Below are 17001 nucleotides of genomic sequence, written 5' to 3'. Positions count from 1 at the left end.
CGCGGCGTCAGCGCCGGTGGAGCGTGGTTAATGTCGCCTAACGTGGCAGGGCGCGAGGATCAGAGCGCGGCCTTCAGCGCCGCAAATCCACGGTCGAGATCGGCCTTGAGGTCGTCGAGATTCTCGAGCCCGATATGCAGCCGCAGCGTCGGCCCGCCCGGCGACCATTTGGTCGCGGTGCGATAGTCGCTGCAGTCGAAGGGGATCGCGAGGCTCTCGAAACCGCCCCAGGAGAAGCCCATGCCGAACAGCTTCAGCGTATCGAGCATGGTGTCGACCGCCTTCTGCGGCGCGGGCTTCAGCACGATGCTGAACAGGCCTGACGCGCCGGTGAAGTCGCGCTTCCAGATCGCATGGCCGGGATCGGTTTCGAGCCCCGGATGCAGCACGCGCGCGACCTCTGGTCTGGCAGCGAGCCAGCGCGCCATATCGAGCCCGGAGCGATGATGCTGCGCCAATCGCACCGACAGCGTGCGCAATCCGCGCAGCGCCAGGAAGACGTCGTCGGGGCCCGCGCAGACGCCGAGCAGGCGGATGCCCTCGATGATCTGCGGCCAAGCCTTGGCATTGGCAGAAATCGTGCCGAACATGATGTCGGAATGGCCGCCGATATATTTGGTGGCCGCCTGCATGCTGATGTCGACACCCTGCTCGAGCGAGCGGTGATAGAGCGGGGTCGCCCAGGTGTTGTCGTCGATGACGAGCGCGCCGCGGGCATGCGCCACGGCCGATATCGCCCGCACGTCCGGCATCTCGAACGTCTGCGAGCCGGGCGCTTCGATCAGCACGGCGCGGGTGTTCGGCTTGAATAGCGTCTCGATGCCGGCGCCGATCAGCGGGTCGAAATAGCTGGTCTCGATGCCGTAGCGCTTGAGCATGTTGTCGCAGAAATTGCGGGTCGGCCGATAGGCATTGTCGCACACCAGAAGGTGATCGCCGGTTTTGAGCACGGCGAGCAGCGTGGTGCTGATCGACGCCAGTCCCGACGGGGCAAGGCCGACGCCAGCGCATTGCGGGCCTTCCAGCGCCATCAGCACGTCCTGCAGCGCCCGTGTGGTCGGGCTGCCGTGCCGGCCATAGGTGAACTCGCCGCGATGGGCGTGCAGGTCCTCGGCGGTCGGATAGAGCACGGTCGAGCCGTGGAACACCGGCGGATTGACGAACCCCTTCTGCGCCTTGGTGTCGCGGCCGGAGGTGACCAGCCGGGTGGCGGCCTGTTGCGGGTGGGAGGGCGTGGAGCCGTCGGAGGAGGTCATGGAGCGCTGCCGTTGAACTTTAGACTTTTTGCCGCAGCCGTACCGCGAAGACGGGGCCGGGCCGGGAGGTGTTACTAACAAGAGGTAGAAGACATGCGTCAACCCCTTGACCCGGCTCGTCAGTCGCTATGTGATGCGGCGCAACTACCAGTCGCCGCATGTTGAGGGGCCTGCCGCGACCTTCGATCCAATGTCTGACCGGTCTGCAGGTCAAACTGCCGGTCAAATCGGCATTTTTGCTGCAAGGGATCATTGGGATGGCCCGTGAACGCGAGGCGATCACAATGCAAACGTCCACCGGACGACCCTGAAAGGCCCCGCCCATGAAACGCGTATCCCTGGCTGTCACCCTTGCCGCTGCCGCCGCCCTGTCGGTCCAGGCCGCCTCGGCGCAAACGCTCAAGACCGTCAAGGACCGGGGCATGCTGTCCTGCGGCGTCAGCCAGGGCTTGCCCGGCTTCTCCTCTCCGGATGACAAGGGCAACTGGACCGGCATCGACGTCGACGTCTGCCGCGCCATCGCGGGGGCGATCTTCAACGATCCGACCAAGGTCAAGTACGTGCCGCTGTCCGCCAAGGACCGCTTCACGGCGCTGCAATCGGGCGAGATCGACGTGCTCTCACGCAACACCACCTGGACCATCTCGCGCGACACCTCGCTCGGCGCCAACTTCACCGGCGTGACCTATTACGACGGGCAGGGCTTCATGGTGAAGAAGTCCCTCAAGGTGAATTCGGCGCTCGAGCTCAACAGCGCATCGGTCTGCGTGCAGACTGGCACCACCACCGAGCAGAATCTCGCCGACTACTTCAAGGCCAACAACATGAAGTACGAGGTGATCGCTTTCGCCACCAACGACGAAACCGTCAAGGCCTATGAAGCCGGCCGCTGCGACGTCTTCACCACCGACGTGTCCCAGCTCTATGCGCAGCGGCTGAAGCTCGCCAACCCGGCCGACCACATGGTGCTCCCCGAGATCATCTCGAAGGAACCGCTCGGTCCGATGGTGCGCCACGGCGACGACCAGTGGTTCGACATCGTGAAATGGACGCTGTTTGCGATGATCACCGCCGAAGAGCTCGGCGTCACCTCGAAGAACGTCGACGAGAAGGCGAAGTCGGACAAGCCCGACCTCAAGCGCGCGTTCGGCACCGACGGCAATCTCGGTGAGCAACTCGGCCTGACCAAGGACTGGTTCTCCCGCATCATCAAGGCCGTCGGCAATTACGGCGAGATGTACGACCGAAACATCGGCGCCGGATCGAAGCTGCAGATCGCACGCGGGCTCAACAATCTCTGGAACAAGGGCGGCATCCAGTACGCGCCTCCGATCCGCTGATCGGTGACGAGGCGGCTGCGGCGATGACGACCGAGCCCCGAAAACCACCGCCGCAGTTCATCTTCCGCCTGAAGCGCGCGCTCGGCGGCCAGTCCGGCTGGACTGGCCTTGCCGTGCAGATCGTGTTCGCGGCGGTGTTGGCCTGGGTCGCCTATGAGATCGTGGCCAATGCCCGCGCCAACCTGGAGACGCAGCGCATTGCCTCCGGGTTCGGGTTTCTCAAAAACAATGCGGGCTTTGATGTCAGCCTGAACCTGATCCCGTATTCGGGGTCGGACACCTACACGCGGGTGTTCTTCGTCGGCCTGCTCAACACGCTGCTGGTTGCGGGCATTGGAATCGTCTTCGCCACCGTGATCGGCTTCATCGTCGCGCTGTGCCGGCTGTCGCCCAATTGGCTGTTGTCGCGCGTCGGCGAGCTCTATGTCGAGGTCATCCGCAACCTGCCGGTGCTGTTCCAGATCCTGTTCTGGTACCTCGCGGTGCTCGCGGCGCTGCCGGGGCCGCGCCAGAGCATCTCGCTGTTCAACGCCTTCTTCCTCTCCAATCGCGGGCTGGTGATCCCGCGGCCGATCGGCGAGGCCGGGCTTGATCCGTTTCTGATCGCGCTCGCGATCGCCATCGCAGGCGCGCTGGCGCTGCGCGGCTACGCAAGGCGGGCGCTGTTTCAACGCGGGCAGGCGATCCGGATCTGGCCCTATGTGCTCGGCCTGCTGACTGGTTTACCGCTGGTGACCATGCTGGTGTTCGGCTTGCCCTTCACCTTCGAGCTGCCGCAGCTCAAGGGCTTCAACTTCGCGGGCGGCTCGCGTATCATTCCGGAATTCGTGGCGCTGACGGTGGCGCTGTCGACCTATACCGCCGCCTTCATCGCCGAGATCGTGCGCGCCGGCATCCTGTCCGTTCACAAGGGACAGATGGAGGCCGGCTCGTCGCTCGGCCTGTCGCGCGGCACCACCTTGCGGCTGATCGTCGTGCCGCAGGCCATGCGCGTCATCGTGCCGCCGCTGACCAACCAGTACCTCAATCTCACCAAGAACTCGTCGCTGGCGGTCGCGATCGGTTATCCCGACCTGGTGTCGGTGTTCGCCGGCACGTCGCTGAGCCAGACCGGGCAGGCGATCGAGATCATCGCGATGACGATGGGCATCTATCTCCTGATCTCGCTACTCACCAGCGCCGTCATGAGCGTCTACGGTTGGCGCGTCAGCCGGAGCCTCGGCGCATGACCGACGCCATCGCGTCATCCTTTGTCCGGCAGGACCTGGTGCCTGAGCGCCGGGCGCCGGTGAAGACCACCGGCCTCGTCGGTTTCATCCGTACGCGCCTGTTCAACTCGCCGACCAATATCCTGCTCACGATCGTGGGCGCCTTGCTGCTCTGGTTCACCATCATTCCCTCCGTCAGGTTCCTGATGGTCGATGCGGTCTGGAGCGGCCAGGACCGAACCGCATGCCTCGCCGAGAACGCCGGCTTTGCTGTCGGCGCCTGCTGGCCCTACATCCAGGCGAAACTGCCGCAACTGATCTACGGCTTCTATCCCGAGGCGGAGCGCTGGCGGGTCGACCTGACCTTCGTCCTCGCGGCCGTCCTGTTGCTGCCACTCCTTGTTCCGCGGCTGCCGGCGAAGGGCCTGAATGCCGGCCTGTTCTTCGTTGCCTTTCCGGTGGTCGCATTCTTCCTGCTGCACGGCGGCGGACTAGCCGGTTTCGGCGTCAGCTGGGTCGCGAGCCTGTTGCAGCTGTTCGACGACAGCGTCGTCAATGCCGGTCAGGCGCTGGTCAATCTCAGCCGGAGTTCGGCGATCGGGCCGCTGCTGTGGGCGGTCGGCAACATCATCGTGCTCGTCGGCAGCCTGATCGGCTGGCTGATCTTTCCCGTGACCTGGCTGCGCGAGCAGCTTCAGATGTCGAGCCAGCCGCTGTGGTTCGACTTCCTGCTGACCACGGCGATCGTCTCGCCGATCCTGTTTTTCCTCGGCGGCGGCATGCGAACCGGACAACGCGCGCTGCTCGGGAGCCTGGCGAGCTTTGCCGCCATCGCGATCGTCATCAAGCTGATGGGCCTGGATCGCGGCGGATTGCCGATCGTGACGACCAATCTATGGGGCGGCCTCCTGGTGACATTGGTGGTCTCCGTCACCGGCATCGTCACCTCGCTGCCGATCGGCATCGCGCTGGCGCTCGGCCGCCGCTCCACCATTCCCTTGATCCGGATCTTCTCGATCGCCTTCATCGAGTTCTGGCGCGGTGTGCCGCTGATCACCGTGCTGTTCTTCGCCACCTACATGCTGCCCCTGTTCCTGCCCGGCAATTTCACCGTCGACGGCCTGGTCCGGGCGCTGATCGGCATAGCGCTGTTCACCGGCGCCTACCAAGCCGAGAACGTCCGCGGCGGGCTCGCTGCGATCCCGCGCGGGCAGGGCGAGGCGGCGGCCGCCCTCGGACTGTCGTGGTGGAAGACGACCTCGCTGATCGTGCTGCCGCAGGCGCTGCGTCACGTCATTCCGAACCTCGTCAACAGCTTCATCTCGCTGTTCAAGGACACCTCGCTGGTTTCGATCGTGGCACTGTTCGATCTCCTGGGCTCGTTGCATGCGACGTTCTCGGATCCGAAATGGTCGACGCCGTCGACCGCATTCACCGGCTTCGCCTTCGCCGGGATCATCTACTTCATCTTCTGCTTTGGAATGTCGCGCTACTCGCTGTTCGTCGAGCGCCGCCTCAACGCCCACCGCCGCAGCTGATCGAGGCCACCATGTCCGACCCCATCGTCAAGATTTCCGGCCTCAACAAATGGTACGGCGAATTCCATGTCCTGCGGGACATCGACCTGGCGGTCGCGAAGGGCGAGCGCATCGTGATCTGCGGGCCCTCGGGCTCGGGCAAGTCGACCTTGATCCGCTGCATCAATGCGCTGGAGGAATTCCAGGAGGGCGAGATCGTCGTCGACGGCATCGAACTCGGTCCCAACCTCAAGCACGTCGATGCCGTGCGTCGCGAAGTCGGCATGGTGTTCCAGAGCTTCAATCTGTTCCCGCATCTCACGGTCCTCGACAATTGCACGCTGGCGCCGATCTGGGTCCGCAACATCCCCAAGAAAGACGCCGAGGCGACCGCGATGAAATTCCTGGAGCGGGTCAAGATCCCGCACCAGGCCAACAAGTTTCCGGGTCAGATGTCCGGCGGCCAGCAGCAGCGCGTCGCGATCGCCCGCGCGCTGACCATGAACCCGAAGGTGATGCTGTTCGACGAGCCGACCTCGGCGCTCGACCCCGAGATGGTCAAGGAGGTCCTCGACACCATGGTCGACCTCGCCGAGGAGGGCATGACCATGCTGGTCGTCACCCACGAGATGGGCTTTGCCCGCGAGGTCGCCAACCGCGTCGTGTTCATGGACGCCGGCCAGATCATCGAGGCCAACACGCCGATGGAGTTCTTCGCCAACCCGCAGCACGCGCGGTCGAAGCTGTTCCTAAGTCAAATCCTGAGATGAGCGAGTAGGGAGTAGCGAATCGAGCTTCTCGCTATTCGCTACTCACCATTGGCTATTGGCTTCCTAGACCAGCGGCAGCTCGATCTTGCTGCGCTTTTCCAGCCATTCCGGGACCGGCAGGTTCTTCGAGCGCATGAAGTCCGCGTTGAACAGCTTCGACAGATAGCGGCTGCCGGAATCGCACAGCACGGTGACGATCGTCTTGCCGGGCCCGAGCTGCTTGGCAAGGCGGATCGCGCCGACCACGTTGATGCCGGTCGAGCCGCCGAGGCAGAGGCCTTCGTGTTCCAAAAGCTCATAGATGATGGTCACGGCTTCCTCATCGGAGATCAGGAACGCGGTGTCGACCTTCGCAGTCTCGACCACCGGCGTGACGCGTCCGAGCCCGATGCCTTCCGTGATCGAATCGCCCGGCGTTGATTTGACCTGCCCATTCTTGAACAGTTCATACATCCCGAAGCCGTGCGGATCGGCGCAGGCGGTGACGATGGCCGGGTTCTTTTCTTTCAGATAGCGGCTGACGCCGGCCAGCGTGCCGCCACTGCCGACCGAGCAGACGAAGCCGTCGACCTTGCCGCCGGTCTGCTCCCAGATCTCGGGGCCGGTGGATTCGTAGTGCGCCTTGGCATTGTCGAGGTTGTTCCACTGATCGGCAAACAGGACGCCGTTCGGCTCGGTCTTGCGCAGCTCGTCGGCGAGCCGCCGACCCACATGCTGGTAATTGTTGGGATTGGCATAGGGCAGGGCCGGCACCTCGATCAGCTCGGCGCCGCACAGCTTCAGAAAGTCCTTCTTTTCCTGGCTCTGCGTCTCCGGGATCACGATCAGGGTGCGGTAGCCGCGCGCGCTCGCCACGACCGCGAGCCCGATGCCGGTATTGCCGGCGGTCGCTTCCACCACGAGACCCCCGGGCTTGAGCTCGCCGCGCTTCTCAGCCTCCAGGATCATCCATTTGCCGGCGCGGTCCTTGACCGACTGGCCCGGATTCATGAACTCAGCCTTGCCGAGAATGGTGCATCCGGTCAGTTCCGAGGCGCGCTTCAGCTTGATCAGCGGGGTGTTGCCGATGGCTTCGATGACGTCTTTGTTGAATATCATGTCGGGGAATTTCTTTGCCGGGCTGTGTCTTGCTTGGCGAACCTAGTGTGCTGATCGAAAAAGGGAAGGGCTTTTGCACTGCGGCAAAAGACCGGTTCAACACGCTTGACCTCGCACGCGCGGATGTCACGGGCGTGGGGAGAACGCAGTTTTGCGGCGGTCGGGTCGGCCAGTAGAATCATCCTGTGGTCGGCGGTTTCGCACGAGTTGCGCGCTCTCGGCCAATCAAGACCTGACGGCGCAGTGGGCGGTGGCGCGAGTTTGGCGTCGCGCCGGCACATCTTGCGGATTCAATGCAACAGGAGCCGAGAAATCCCCATGAAATCTTTGTAAGAATCGTGACTTCCGGCACGGGGCCGAAATGCGCGGAAATGCCGTAAAAAATAGGGAAAAGTCGGCATTCAAGGTAGCCACGAATTGCTTGCGATGCGACGCCGCGCAATCGTGACGGGGCTGTCCGCCCCATTGTCCCAAGGGTAGAATGGGACAGGCAGGTTCCATTTGAAGCATACCCCCGTGAACGTCACCCAGACCATCGCTGAACGCGGCATTCGTGCGCCACGGGCGAAGTCTGGCTTCGGCGGAGAACGGGTGTGACCCAGCCCGTGTCCGTGATGGTGCCTGGAGGCCGGTTCGGCCTCGCCGTCCGCGCGCGCCGGCTCGCGGCACGCTCGCTTGTTGCGCTCGGCCTGGTCGCCGGCTCTGCCGGCTGCATTCTGACCCAGGACATCCCGGATTCCGCGCTCGACGTGCCTCAGGGCTACAAGGCCGCGCGTCTCGGCCGGCCGGGCGACGCGCTTCCGACGCTGGATTGGTGGCGCGGCTTCCGCTCAGCGGAGCTGACGCAGTTGATGGTGGAGGCGCAGACCGTCAACCTCGACATCGCCGCTGCCGTTTCGCGCATCGTCCAGGCCGATGCCCAGGCGCGGCAGGCGGGCGCGGCGCTGCTGCCGAGCCTCAACCTCAACGGATCGGAAACCTACTCGCGCACCTCCGGCTCCAGCGCCAGCGGCCTCACCAACGGCGGGCGCGAGGTGGTGAACTACAACGCCTCGCTCAGCGCGAGCTATCAGCTCGACTTCTGGGGCCAGAACCGCGACGCGCTGCAGACGGCGGAGGAGACCGCCGTTGCCAACCGGTTCGACCGTGAGGTGGTGGCGCTGACCACGCTGGCGAGCGTCGCCAATGCTTATTTCACCGTGCTGGCGACGCAGGACCGCCTGCGCACCGCGCAGCGCAACATCGCCAGCGCCGAGCGCATCCTCAATGCGATCAAGGAGCGCTTCAAGGCCGGCACCGGCTCCGATCTCGACGTCGCGCAGCAGGAGAGCGTGCTCGCCAACCAGCGCGCGCTGGTGCCGCCGCTGCGGCAGACGCTCGACCAGAGTATCAACGCGCTGGCGGTGCTGGTGTCGCGGCCGCCGGAAAGCGTGCGCGTCTCCGGCGGCTCGCTCAACGCCGTTGCGATCCCGCGCGTCACGCCGGGCCTGCCGTCTGAACTGCTGACGCAGCGACCGGACATCCGCCGGCAGGAGGCGCAGCTCGCCTCCGCCACCGCGAACATCGGCAATGCCCGCGCGCAGTTCTTTCCGACCATCCAGCTCACCGGCAATGGCGGCTACCAGAGCTCGGCGCTGGTCTCGCTGTTCCAGCCGCACGCGGCCTTCTTCCAGCTCGTCGGCAGCGCCACGCAGCCGATCTTCGACGGCGGCCGGATCCTCGGCAATTTCGAATTCGCCAAGGCGCGCCAGGACGAGCTGCTCCAGACCTACCGCAAGACGGTGGTGCAGTCGTTCACCGACGTCGACAATGCGCTGGTCGCGATCCGCGAGACCACGCGCCGGCTGCAGCTGCAGCGCGACGTGCTGTCGTCGTCGCGGCGCGCCTTCGACCTCGCCGAGCAGCAGCTCAAGGCCGGCACCGCCGACATCGTGACCGTGCTCAACACCCAACTGACCCTGTTCCAGGCGGAAGACGCCTATTCGCAGGCCCAACTGGCCCGGCTATCGGCGATCGTGAGCCTATATCAGGCATTAGGGGGCGGCTGGGAACCGAAGATGGAAAGACCGGTCGATGCTCTTTAAGCCCAACTCGACGGACGAGGAGAAAAGCAAGGCGCCGCGCAAGCGGAGCCTCCTCTCGCGCCTGCTTGGGCGCATGGTGTCCTTGCTCGTCACGCTCGTGATCCTGGGCGGCCTCGGCTATCTCGGCTGGCTCGCCTTCCAGCCCAAGCAAAATGGCGGCGGCGGGCGTGGTGCAGGCGCGCGGCCCGATCTGCCGGTGCCGGTGCTCGCGGCGACGCCGCATGTGCAGGACGTGCCGGTTTACCTCGACGGCGTAGGCTCGGTGAGGGCGCTCAACACGGTCATCGTGCGCTCGCAGGTCGATGGCAAGCTGCTCAAGGTGAATTTCGTCGAAGGCCAGGACGTCAAGAAGGGCGACGTGCTCGGCGAGATCGATCCGGCGATCTATCAGGCGCAGTACGACCAGGCGGTGGCCAAGAAGGCGCAGGACGAGGCCCAGCTCGCCAATCAGCGCATCGATCTCGCCCGCTACGAGCAGCTCGCCGCTTCCAATGCCGGCTCCAAGCAGCAGGCCGACACCCAGCGTGCGCTGGTGGCGCAGCAGGAGGCCATCATCAAGGCTGATCAGGCCCAGATCGACAATGCACGCGCGACGCTGAGCTATACCAAGATCGTGGCGCCGATTTCGGGCCGGGCCGGGCTGCGCCAGGTCGACCAGGGCAACATCGTCCACGCCTCCGACACCACGGGTCTCGTGGTGATCACGCAATTGCAACCGATCGCGGTGTGGTTCAGCCTGCCGCAGCAGCAGATCATGCGCGTCAACGCGGCCGCCGCAAAGGGCACGCTCGCCGTCGACGTGTTCGGAAACGACGGCATCACCGTGATCGACACCGGCAAGCTCACCGGCATCGACAACCAGGTCGACCAGACCACCGGCACGCTCAAGCTCAAGGCGGAATTTCCGAACGCCCATTACCAGCTTTGGCCTGGCCAGTTCGTCAATGTCCGTCTCAAGGTCGAGACCTTGACGCAGGCGCTGGTGGTGCCGACCTCTGCGGTGCAGCGCGGTCCGATCGGGACCTTCAGCTACGTCATCGGCGAGGACAACATCGTCTCGGCCAAGCCCGTGACGGTGACCCAGCAGAACGAGCATGACGCCGTCATCGCCAGCGGCCTGACCACGTCGGACCGCGTCGTGACAACCGGCTTTGCCAATCTCGCCGATGGCGCGAAGGTCGTGGTCGGCAAGGACGACGGGCCGCCGGCCGCCGATCTCGCGCCGCGCAAGCGCAGCCGCAATCCTGACGGCAAGCGCGGGGCGCAAGGCGAAGGTCAAGGCAAGGACGGTAAGAAAGACTGGCAGGGCAAGGACGGCGAGCATCGCGGCCGGCACGAGCACAGCGAAGGCGATCAGAAGGGGCAGTCCGGACCGGCGCCCGCGCCGGCAGCAGGGGGCGAACAGTCGGGCGGCGCGCCGAAGGCGCAGCCATGACCGGCATCCTGACTTCGTAATGTCCGATCTAACAGCGAGCACGCACCCATGGGCGTCTCCGAACCCTTCATCCGCCGGCCGATCGCGACCTCGCTGCTCGGCATCGCGCTCTTGATCGGCGGACTGCTGGGCTATTTCGCGCTGCCGGTCTCGGCGCTGCCTCAGGTCGATTTCCCGACCGTGCAGGTGACGACGCAGCTTCCGGGCGCCAGCCCCGACGTGATCGCCTCGCTGATCACCGCGCCGCTGGAGCGGCAGCTCGGCCAGATCCCGTCGCTGTCGGCGATGAATTCGACCAGCTCGTTCGGCGTCAGCCAGATCTCGCTCCAGTTCGACCTCAACCGCGATATCGACGGTGCGACCCAGGACGTGCAGGCCGCGATCAATGCCGCGGCCGGCGTGCTGCCCAAGACGCTGCCTTATCCGCCGACCTACGCCAAGGTGAACCCGGCGGATGCGCCGGTGATGACGCTTGCGCTACGCTCCGACACGATCTCGTTGCGCGTGATGAGCGATATCGCCGACACCATTCTGGCGCAGCGTTTGAGCCAGATTTCCGGCGTCGGACGGGTCTCGGTCCTCGGCGGGCTGAAGCCGGCAGTGCGCATCCAGGCCGATCTCGCGCGCCTTGCGGCCTACGGCATCGCCATGGAAGATCTGCGCACTGCGATCGCCAATGCCAATGTCTCGGGGCCGAAGGGCTCGCTCGACGGCGCGCAGCAATCCTACATCATCGCAGCCAACGACCAGATCGCCGCCGCTGACGCCTACAGGCCGGTCATCATCGCCTATCGCAACGGCTCGCCCGTCACCATCGGCGACGTCGCCCAGATCGTCGACGGCCTCGAGAACGACCGCACCGGCGGCTGGTACCAGGGCACGCCGGCGGTCATCATCGACATCCAGCGCCAGCCCGGCGCCAACGTCATCGACGTCGTCAGCCAGATCCGCGCCGAGATTCCAAAGGTCCAGCGCGCGATCCCGGCCGGCGTCAACCTCACCATCGTCTCCGACCGCACCGTCACCATCCGCGCCTCGGTGCGTGACGTGCAGTTTACGTTGATCCTTGCCGTCGTGCTGGTGACGCTGGTGGTGCTGCTGTTCCTGCGCTCGCTGCGCGCCACGCTGATTGCCGGCGTCGCGCTGCCGCTGTCGCTGATCACGAGCTTCGGCATCATGTATTTTGCCGGCTTCAGCCTCGACAATCTCTCGCTGATGGCGCTCACGATCGGCACCGGCTTCGTCGTCGACGACGCCATCGTCATGATCGAGAATATCGTCCGCCACATGGAGAACGGCGACAGTGCGATGGAGGCCTCGCTGAAAGGCGCCAGCGAGATCGGCTTCACCGTGATCTCGCTGACGGTGTCGCTGATAGCAGTCTTCATTCCGCTGCTGTTCATGTCGGGTCTCGTCGGGCGCATGTTCCGCGAATTCGCGCTGACCTTGACGATCGCGGTCGTGACTTCGGCGGTGGTCTCGCTGACGCTGACGCCGATGATGTGCTCGCGCCTGCTCAAGCACGCCCATGAGGAGCTGGCGGTGCCGGGCTTGGCCGCGATCAGCCGCTTCATTGACCGCACGGTGGAGTTCTACCATCGGACGCTGCTCTGGGTGCTGCGGCGCCAGCGCGCGACGCTGCTGGTGACGTTCGCGACCATCGCGCTGACGCTGATCATGTATGTGCTGGCACCGAAGGGTTTTCTGCCGCTGCAGGACACCTCGTCGATCACGGCGGTGACCGAGGCCGGGCCCGACGTCTCGTTCGCCGAGATGCAGCGGCGGCAGAGCGCGGTCTCAAACATCATCAAGGCCGATCCTGATGTGGTTGGCGTTGTCTCGGTGATCGGCTCGGGCTCGGTCAATCCGACCACCAATGTCGGCCGTCTGGTAATGACGCTGAAGCCGCTCGACCAGCGGCGCGAGGGCGTCGTCAAGGTGATCGAGCTGCTGAAGGAGAAGATCGCGACGGTGCCCGGCATGACCGTCTATTTCCAGCCGGTGCAGGACGTGCAGATCTCGACCCAGTCGAGCCGCTCGCAATACCAGTACACGCTGACCGCGACCGACGCCGCCGAGGTCTCGCAATGGGCGCAAAGGCTCGTCGCCGAGATGCGGCGCGACCCGATCTTCCGCGATGTCTCCTCGGAGGCGCAGGAGGGCGGCCTGCGCGCGGCGCTCGACGTCAACCGCCACCGCGCCGGCCAGCTCGGCGTCAGCCTTCAGGCCATCACCGACACGCTCAACGACGCCTTCGCCCAGCGACAGATCTCGACCATTTACGGGCAGGCCAACCAGTACCGCGTGGTGCTGGAGGCGCTGCCGATGTATCAGCGCGATCCCTCGATCCTCGACAAGCTCTATCTGCCCGGCGCCAACGGCGCGCAGGTGCCGCTGTCGGCCGTGGCGACGCTGAAGCGGACAACGGCGCCGCTCGCGATCTCGCACCAGGCGCAATTCCCGTCCGTGTCGCTCAGCTTCAACCTCGCGCCGGGCGCGGCGCTTGGCGATGCCGTCGAGGCCGTGAAGACCATCGAGACCCGCATCGGCATGCCCAACAGCATCGTCGGCGTCTATGCCGGCGATGCCGCCGAATTCTCGCGCTCGCTCGCCGGCCAGCCCTGGCTGATCCTGGCGGCGATCATCACCATCTACATCGTGCTGGGCGTGCTCTATGAGAGCTACATCCATCCGATCACGATCCTCTCGACGCTACCCTCGGCCGGCGTCGGTGCGATCCTGGCGCTGATGCTGTGCGGTCAGGATCTTTCGGTGATCGGCCTGATCGGCATCATCCTCCTGATGGGCATCGTCAAGAAGAACGCGATCATGATGATCGACTTCGCGCTGGAGGCCGAGCGCCGGCAGGGCATGTCGCCGAACGAGGCGATCGTGCAGGCGTGTCTGTTGCGCTTTCGTCCCATCATGATGACGACGCTGGCGGCGCTGTTCGGCGCGCTGCCGCTCGCGATCGAGAGCGGCACCGGCGCCGAGCTGCGATTCCCGCTCGGCATCTCCATCATCGGCGGCCTGCTGCTGAGCCAGCTCCTGACGCTCTACACCACCCCCGTGATCTACCTCGCGCTCGACCGCATCAACCGCCGGATCGAGCGGGCCGTGCCGGAGCCAGGTCCCAGCGGCCCGCCGATCGCGGGCGCCACCGAGGGCATGCAGTGATCTCGATCTCGGAGCCCTTCATCCGCAGGCCGGTGGGCACCACACTGCTTGCGATCGGGCTGTTCCTGGTCGGGATCGTCGCCTACCAGTTCCTGCCGGTGTCGTCGGTTCCGAATGTCGATTTCCCGACCATTCGGGTGTCGGCGTCCAGGCCGGGAGCCGATCCCTCGGTGATGGCCGCGACCGTCGCCGCACCGCTGGAGCGCAAGCTCGGCACCATTTCGGGCGTCGACCAGATCACCTCGACGAGCTCGCTCGGCACCACCAGCATCCAGGTGCAGTTCTCGATCGGCCGCAATATCGACCGCGCCGCGCGCGACGTGCAGGCCGCGATCAACGCCTCGCTCGCCGATTTGCCGAGCGACCTGCCGTCGCTGCCCAAGTTCCGCAAGGCCAATCCGGCCGCGTCGCCGGTTTTCGTGCTGGCGCTGACCTCGAAGACGCTGTCGGCAAGCGCGATCTACGACGTCGCCGATACCGTGCTGGCGCAGCGCATCTCGCAGGTGCCGGGCGTCGGCGACGTCACCGTGTCCGGCGCCGACCAGCCGGCCGTGCGGGTGCAGCTCAACCCCGTGGCGCTGTCGAACGCCGGGATCGCCACCGACGACGTCCGGACCGCGATCATCAACGCCAACCCGCTGGGGCCGGTCGGCATCTTCAATGGCGGCCGGCTGAGCGAGACGCTCTCGATCAACAAGCAGATGCGCACCGCCGCCGAATTCCGCGACATCATCATCAAGAGCTCCAACGGCAATTTCGTGCGGCTCTCGGACGTCGCCGACATCGAGGATTCCGTCCGCAACGCCCGCTCGATCGCCTGGTTCAACAAGCAGCCGGCGGTGCTGATCCAGATCACCAAGCAGGGTGATGCCAACGTCATCGACACCGTCGACGGCGTTCGCAAGATGCTGCCGGAACTGAAGAAATGGATTCCGGCGGGCGTCGAGATCTCCACTTTGGTCGACCGCACCGGCACGATCCGCGCCAGCGTGCTGGACATGCAGTGGACCCTGCTGGCGACCGCGTTCCTGGTGATGGCCGTTGTGTTCGTGTTCCTGCGACGGCTGACCCCAACGATCGCAGCCGGCATCTCGGTGCCGCTGGCGCTGGCCGGCACCTGCGCCGGCATGTGGGTCGCGGGCTTCTCGATCGACAATCTGTCGCTGATGGCGCTGGCGATTTCCGTCGGCTTCGTGGTCGACGACGCCATCGTCATGATCGAGAACATGTACCGCAACCTCGAGCATGGCATGCGGCCGTTCCAAGCGGCGCAGGAGGGCGCGAAGCAGATCGGCTTCACGGTGGTCTCGATCAGCCTGTCGCTGATCGCGGCGTTCACGCCGCTGATCTTCATGGACGGCATCGTCGGCCGGCTGCTGCGCGAATTCTCGCTGACGCTGACCTTCGCCATCCTGGTCTCGACGCTGGTGTCGCTCACGGTTACGCCGATGATCTGCGCCCATTACATCCGGGAGGCGACCTCGGATCATGCCACCTGGTACGATCGCGTCATCGAGGGCACGCTGTCACGTGTCGTGGCGTTCTATGCAGCGACGCTGCGGATCGTGCTCGGCTATCCCTTCCTGACCCTGGTGGTGTTCTTCGCCACCGTCGCGCTGACGGTGACGCTCTACATCAAGACGCCGAAGGGTTATTTCCCGACCGACGACAGCGGCTTCGTGATCGGCTCGACCCGGGCGTCGGCGGATATCTCGTTCCAGGCGATGCTTCAGCTGCAGCAGCGGCTCGCCGACATCGTGATGGCCGACCCCGCGGTCGCCGGCATCGGCTCGTCGGTGGGCTCCGGCGGCGGCCCGGGCGGCGCCACCTCCAACCGCGGCACCATGTTCATCAGCCTGAAGCCGCCGGAGGAGCGGGGCGGGATGTCGACCGCACAGGTGATCGACCGGCTGCGCCGCAACCTGTTCATGGTGCCCGGCATCCGGCTCTTCATGTTCGCCGCCCAGGACGTGCGCGCCGGCGGACGACAGAGCGATTCCGACTACCAGTACACGCTGACCAGCACTGATCTCGGCCTGCTGCAGAAATGGGCGCCGATCGTGGCCAAGCGCATGGAGAGCGTGGAGGGCATCACCGACATATCCTCCGACCGCGATCCCGGCGGCCTGCAGCTCAACCTCGTGATCGACCGCAAGACCGCCTCCAGCCTCGGCGTCAGGGTTCAGGACATCGACAACGCGCTCAACAATGCGTTCGCGCAGCGGCAGATCTCGATCATCTACACCCAGCGCAACCAGTACATGATCGTGCTGGAGATCGACCCGAAATTCCAGGTCGATCCCTCCAACCTCGATCGCATCTATGTCGCCGGCGCGGGCGACGCCCAGGTGCCGCTGTCGGCGCTGGTGCACTACCAGCGTGGATTGTCGGCGCTCGCGGTCTATCACTCCGGCGGGTTCCCTTCGACCACAGTGTCGTTCAACCTGCTGCCGGACGTGCCGCTGCAGGCCGCAACGCAGAACATCCAGCGCGCGGTCGAGGAATTGCACATGCCAGAGGGCATACGCGGCAGCTTCGACGGCAATGCCGGGGACTTCGCCAGGACCAGCGGCCGTCAGCCGCTCCTGATCCTCGGCGCGCTGGTCGCGATGTATATCGTGCTGGGGGTGCTCTATGAGAGCCTTGCCCATCCGCTCACGATCATCTCGACACTGCCCTCGGCCGGGCTCGGCGCACTGCTCGCCCTGCAGATCACCAACACGCCGCTGACGGTGATCGCCTTCGTCGGCATCATCCTGCTGATCGGCATCGTCAAGAAGAACGGCATCATGATGGTCGACTTCGCGCTCGAGGCCGAACGCCGGCGCGGCCTGTCCTCGGCAGAGGCGATCTTCGAGGCCTGCCAGGCGCGCTTCCGTCCGATCCTGATGACGACCATGGCGGCGCTGTTCGCCGGCATTCCGCTCGTGGTCGCGACCGGCCCCGGCACGGAGCTGCGCCGTCCGCTCGGCATCACCATCATCGGCGGCCTGTTCGTCTCGCAGATCCTGACACTCTACACTACGCCAGTGATCTATCTCCTGATCGACCGGTTGCGCCAGCGCCGCGAGCCGTCAGGCGTGCACGCACCCGCGGAATAGTTTGAATTGCACGAT

10 protein-coding genes are annotated in these 17001 nt (G+C 65.3%); 8 read left to right on the top strand and 2 right to left on the bottom strand.

Features of this window, described 5'->3' with window-relative positions; all coding sequences use genetic code 11:
• Positions 1-59 precede the first annotated feature (59 nt).
• A complete protein-coding gene (metC, locus tag RX327_RS20950; protein ID WP_317246986.1) occupies positions 60-1256 on the bottom strand; it encodes a cystathionine beta-lyase in 1197 nt (398 codons plus the stop codon).
• Between the two features lie 323 nt (positions 1257-1579).
• Between metC and RX327_RS20945 the strand changes: the two genes are divergently transcribed.
• The 4 genes from RX327_RS20945 to RX327_RS20930 are packed head-to-tail and all read left to right on the top strand — an operon-like array spanning position 1580 to position 6091.
• Positions 1580-2596: an amino acid ABC transporter substrate-binding protein gene (locus RX327_RS20945; protein WP_317246985.1), complete on the top strand. Its 1017-nt coding sequence runs from the start codon at positions 1580-1582 to the stop codon at positions 2594-2596.
• 23 nt (positions 2597-2619) lie between these two features.
• Positions 2620-3825 carry an ABC transporter permease subunit gene (locus RX327_RS20940; protein WP_317246984.1) on the top strand — a complete coding sequence of 402 codons (1206 nt, stop codon included), beginning with the start codon at positions 2620-2622 and terminating at the stop codon, positions 3823-3825.
• Positions 3822-5342 carry an amino acid ABC transporter permease gene (locus RX327_RS20935; protein WP_317246983.1) on the top strand — a complete coding sequence of 507 codons (1521 nt, stop codon included), beginning with the start codon at positions 3822-3824 and terminating at the stop codon, positions 5340-5342. Before RX327_RS20940 ends, RX327_RS20935 begins: the two co-directional genes overlap by 4 nt.
• Before the next feature lie 11 nt (positions 5343-5353).
• Positions 5354-6091 carry an amino acid ABC transporter ATP-binding protein gene (locus tag RX327_RS20930; protein WP_317246982.1) on the top strand — a complete coding sequence of 246 codons (738 nt, stop codon included), beginning with the start codon at positions 5354-5356 and terminating at the stop codon, positions 6089-6091.
• A gap of 63 nt (positions 6092-6154) precedes the next feature.
• On the opposite strand, the gene RX327_RS20925 is transcribed toward RX327_RS20930, so the two are convergent.
• Positions 6155-7189, bottom strand: a complete 1035-nt coding sequence (locus RX327_RS20925; RefSeq protein WP_317246981.1) for a cysteine synthase A — start codon at positions 7187-7189, stop codon at positions 6155-6157.
• A gap of 614 nt (positions 7190-7803) precedes the next feature.
• On the opposite strand from RX327_RS20925, the gene RX327_RS20920 reads away from it, so the two are divergent.
• Genes RX327_RS20920 through RX327_RS20905 form a run of 4 tightly spaced genes read left to right on the top strand, consistent with a single transcriptional unit; the run spans position 7804 to position 16986 of the window.
• Entirely contained in the window at positions 7804-9273 is a 1470-nt protein-coding gene (locus RX327_RS20920; protein ID WP_317251294.1) for an efflux transporter outer membrane subunit, read from the top strand.
• Entirely contained in the window at positions 9263-10708 is a 1446-nt protein-coding gene (locus RX327_RS20915) for an efflux RND transporter periplasmic adaptor subunit (RefSeq protein ID WP_317246980.1), read from the top strand. Before RX327_RS20920 ends, RX327_RS20915 begins: the two co-directional genes overlap by 11 nt.
• Before the next feature lie 48 nt (positions 10709-10756).
• Positions 10757-13885: an efflux RND transporter permease subunit gene (locus tag RX327_RS20910; RefSeq protein WP_317246979.1), complete on the top strand. Its 3129-nt coding sequence runs from the start codon at positions 10757-10759 to the stop codon at positions 13883-13885.
• Positions 13882-16986: an efflux RND transporter permease subunit gene (locus RX327_RS20905; RefSeq protein WP_317246978.1), complete on the top strand. Its 3105-nt coding sequence runs from the start codon at positions 13882-13884 to the stop codon at positions 16984-16986. Before RX327_RS20910 ends, RX327_RS20905 begins: the two co-directional genes overlap by 4 nt.
• Positions 16987-17001: the final 15 nt, after the last annotated feature.

The organism is Bradyrhizobium sp. BEA-2-5, assembly GCF_032918025.1.
In the GTDB taxonomy this organism is placed as follows: domain Bacteria; phylum Pseudomonadota; class Alphaproteobacteria; order Rhizobiales; family Xanthobacteraceae; genus Bradyrhizobium; species Bradyrhizobium pachyrhizi.
The sequence above is the reverse complement of the archived record's forward strand: the minus strand, read 5'-3'. Positions and strand labels throughout refer to the sequence as shown.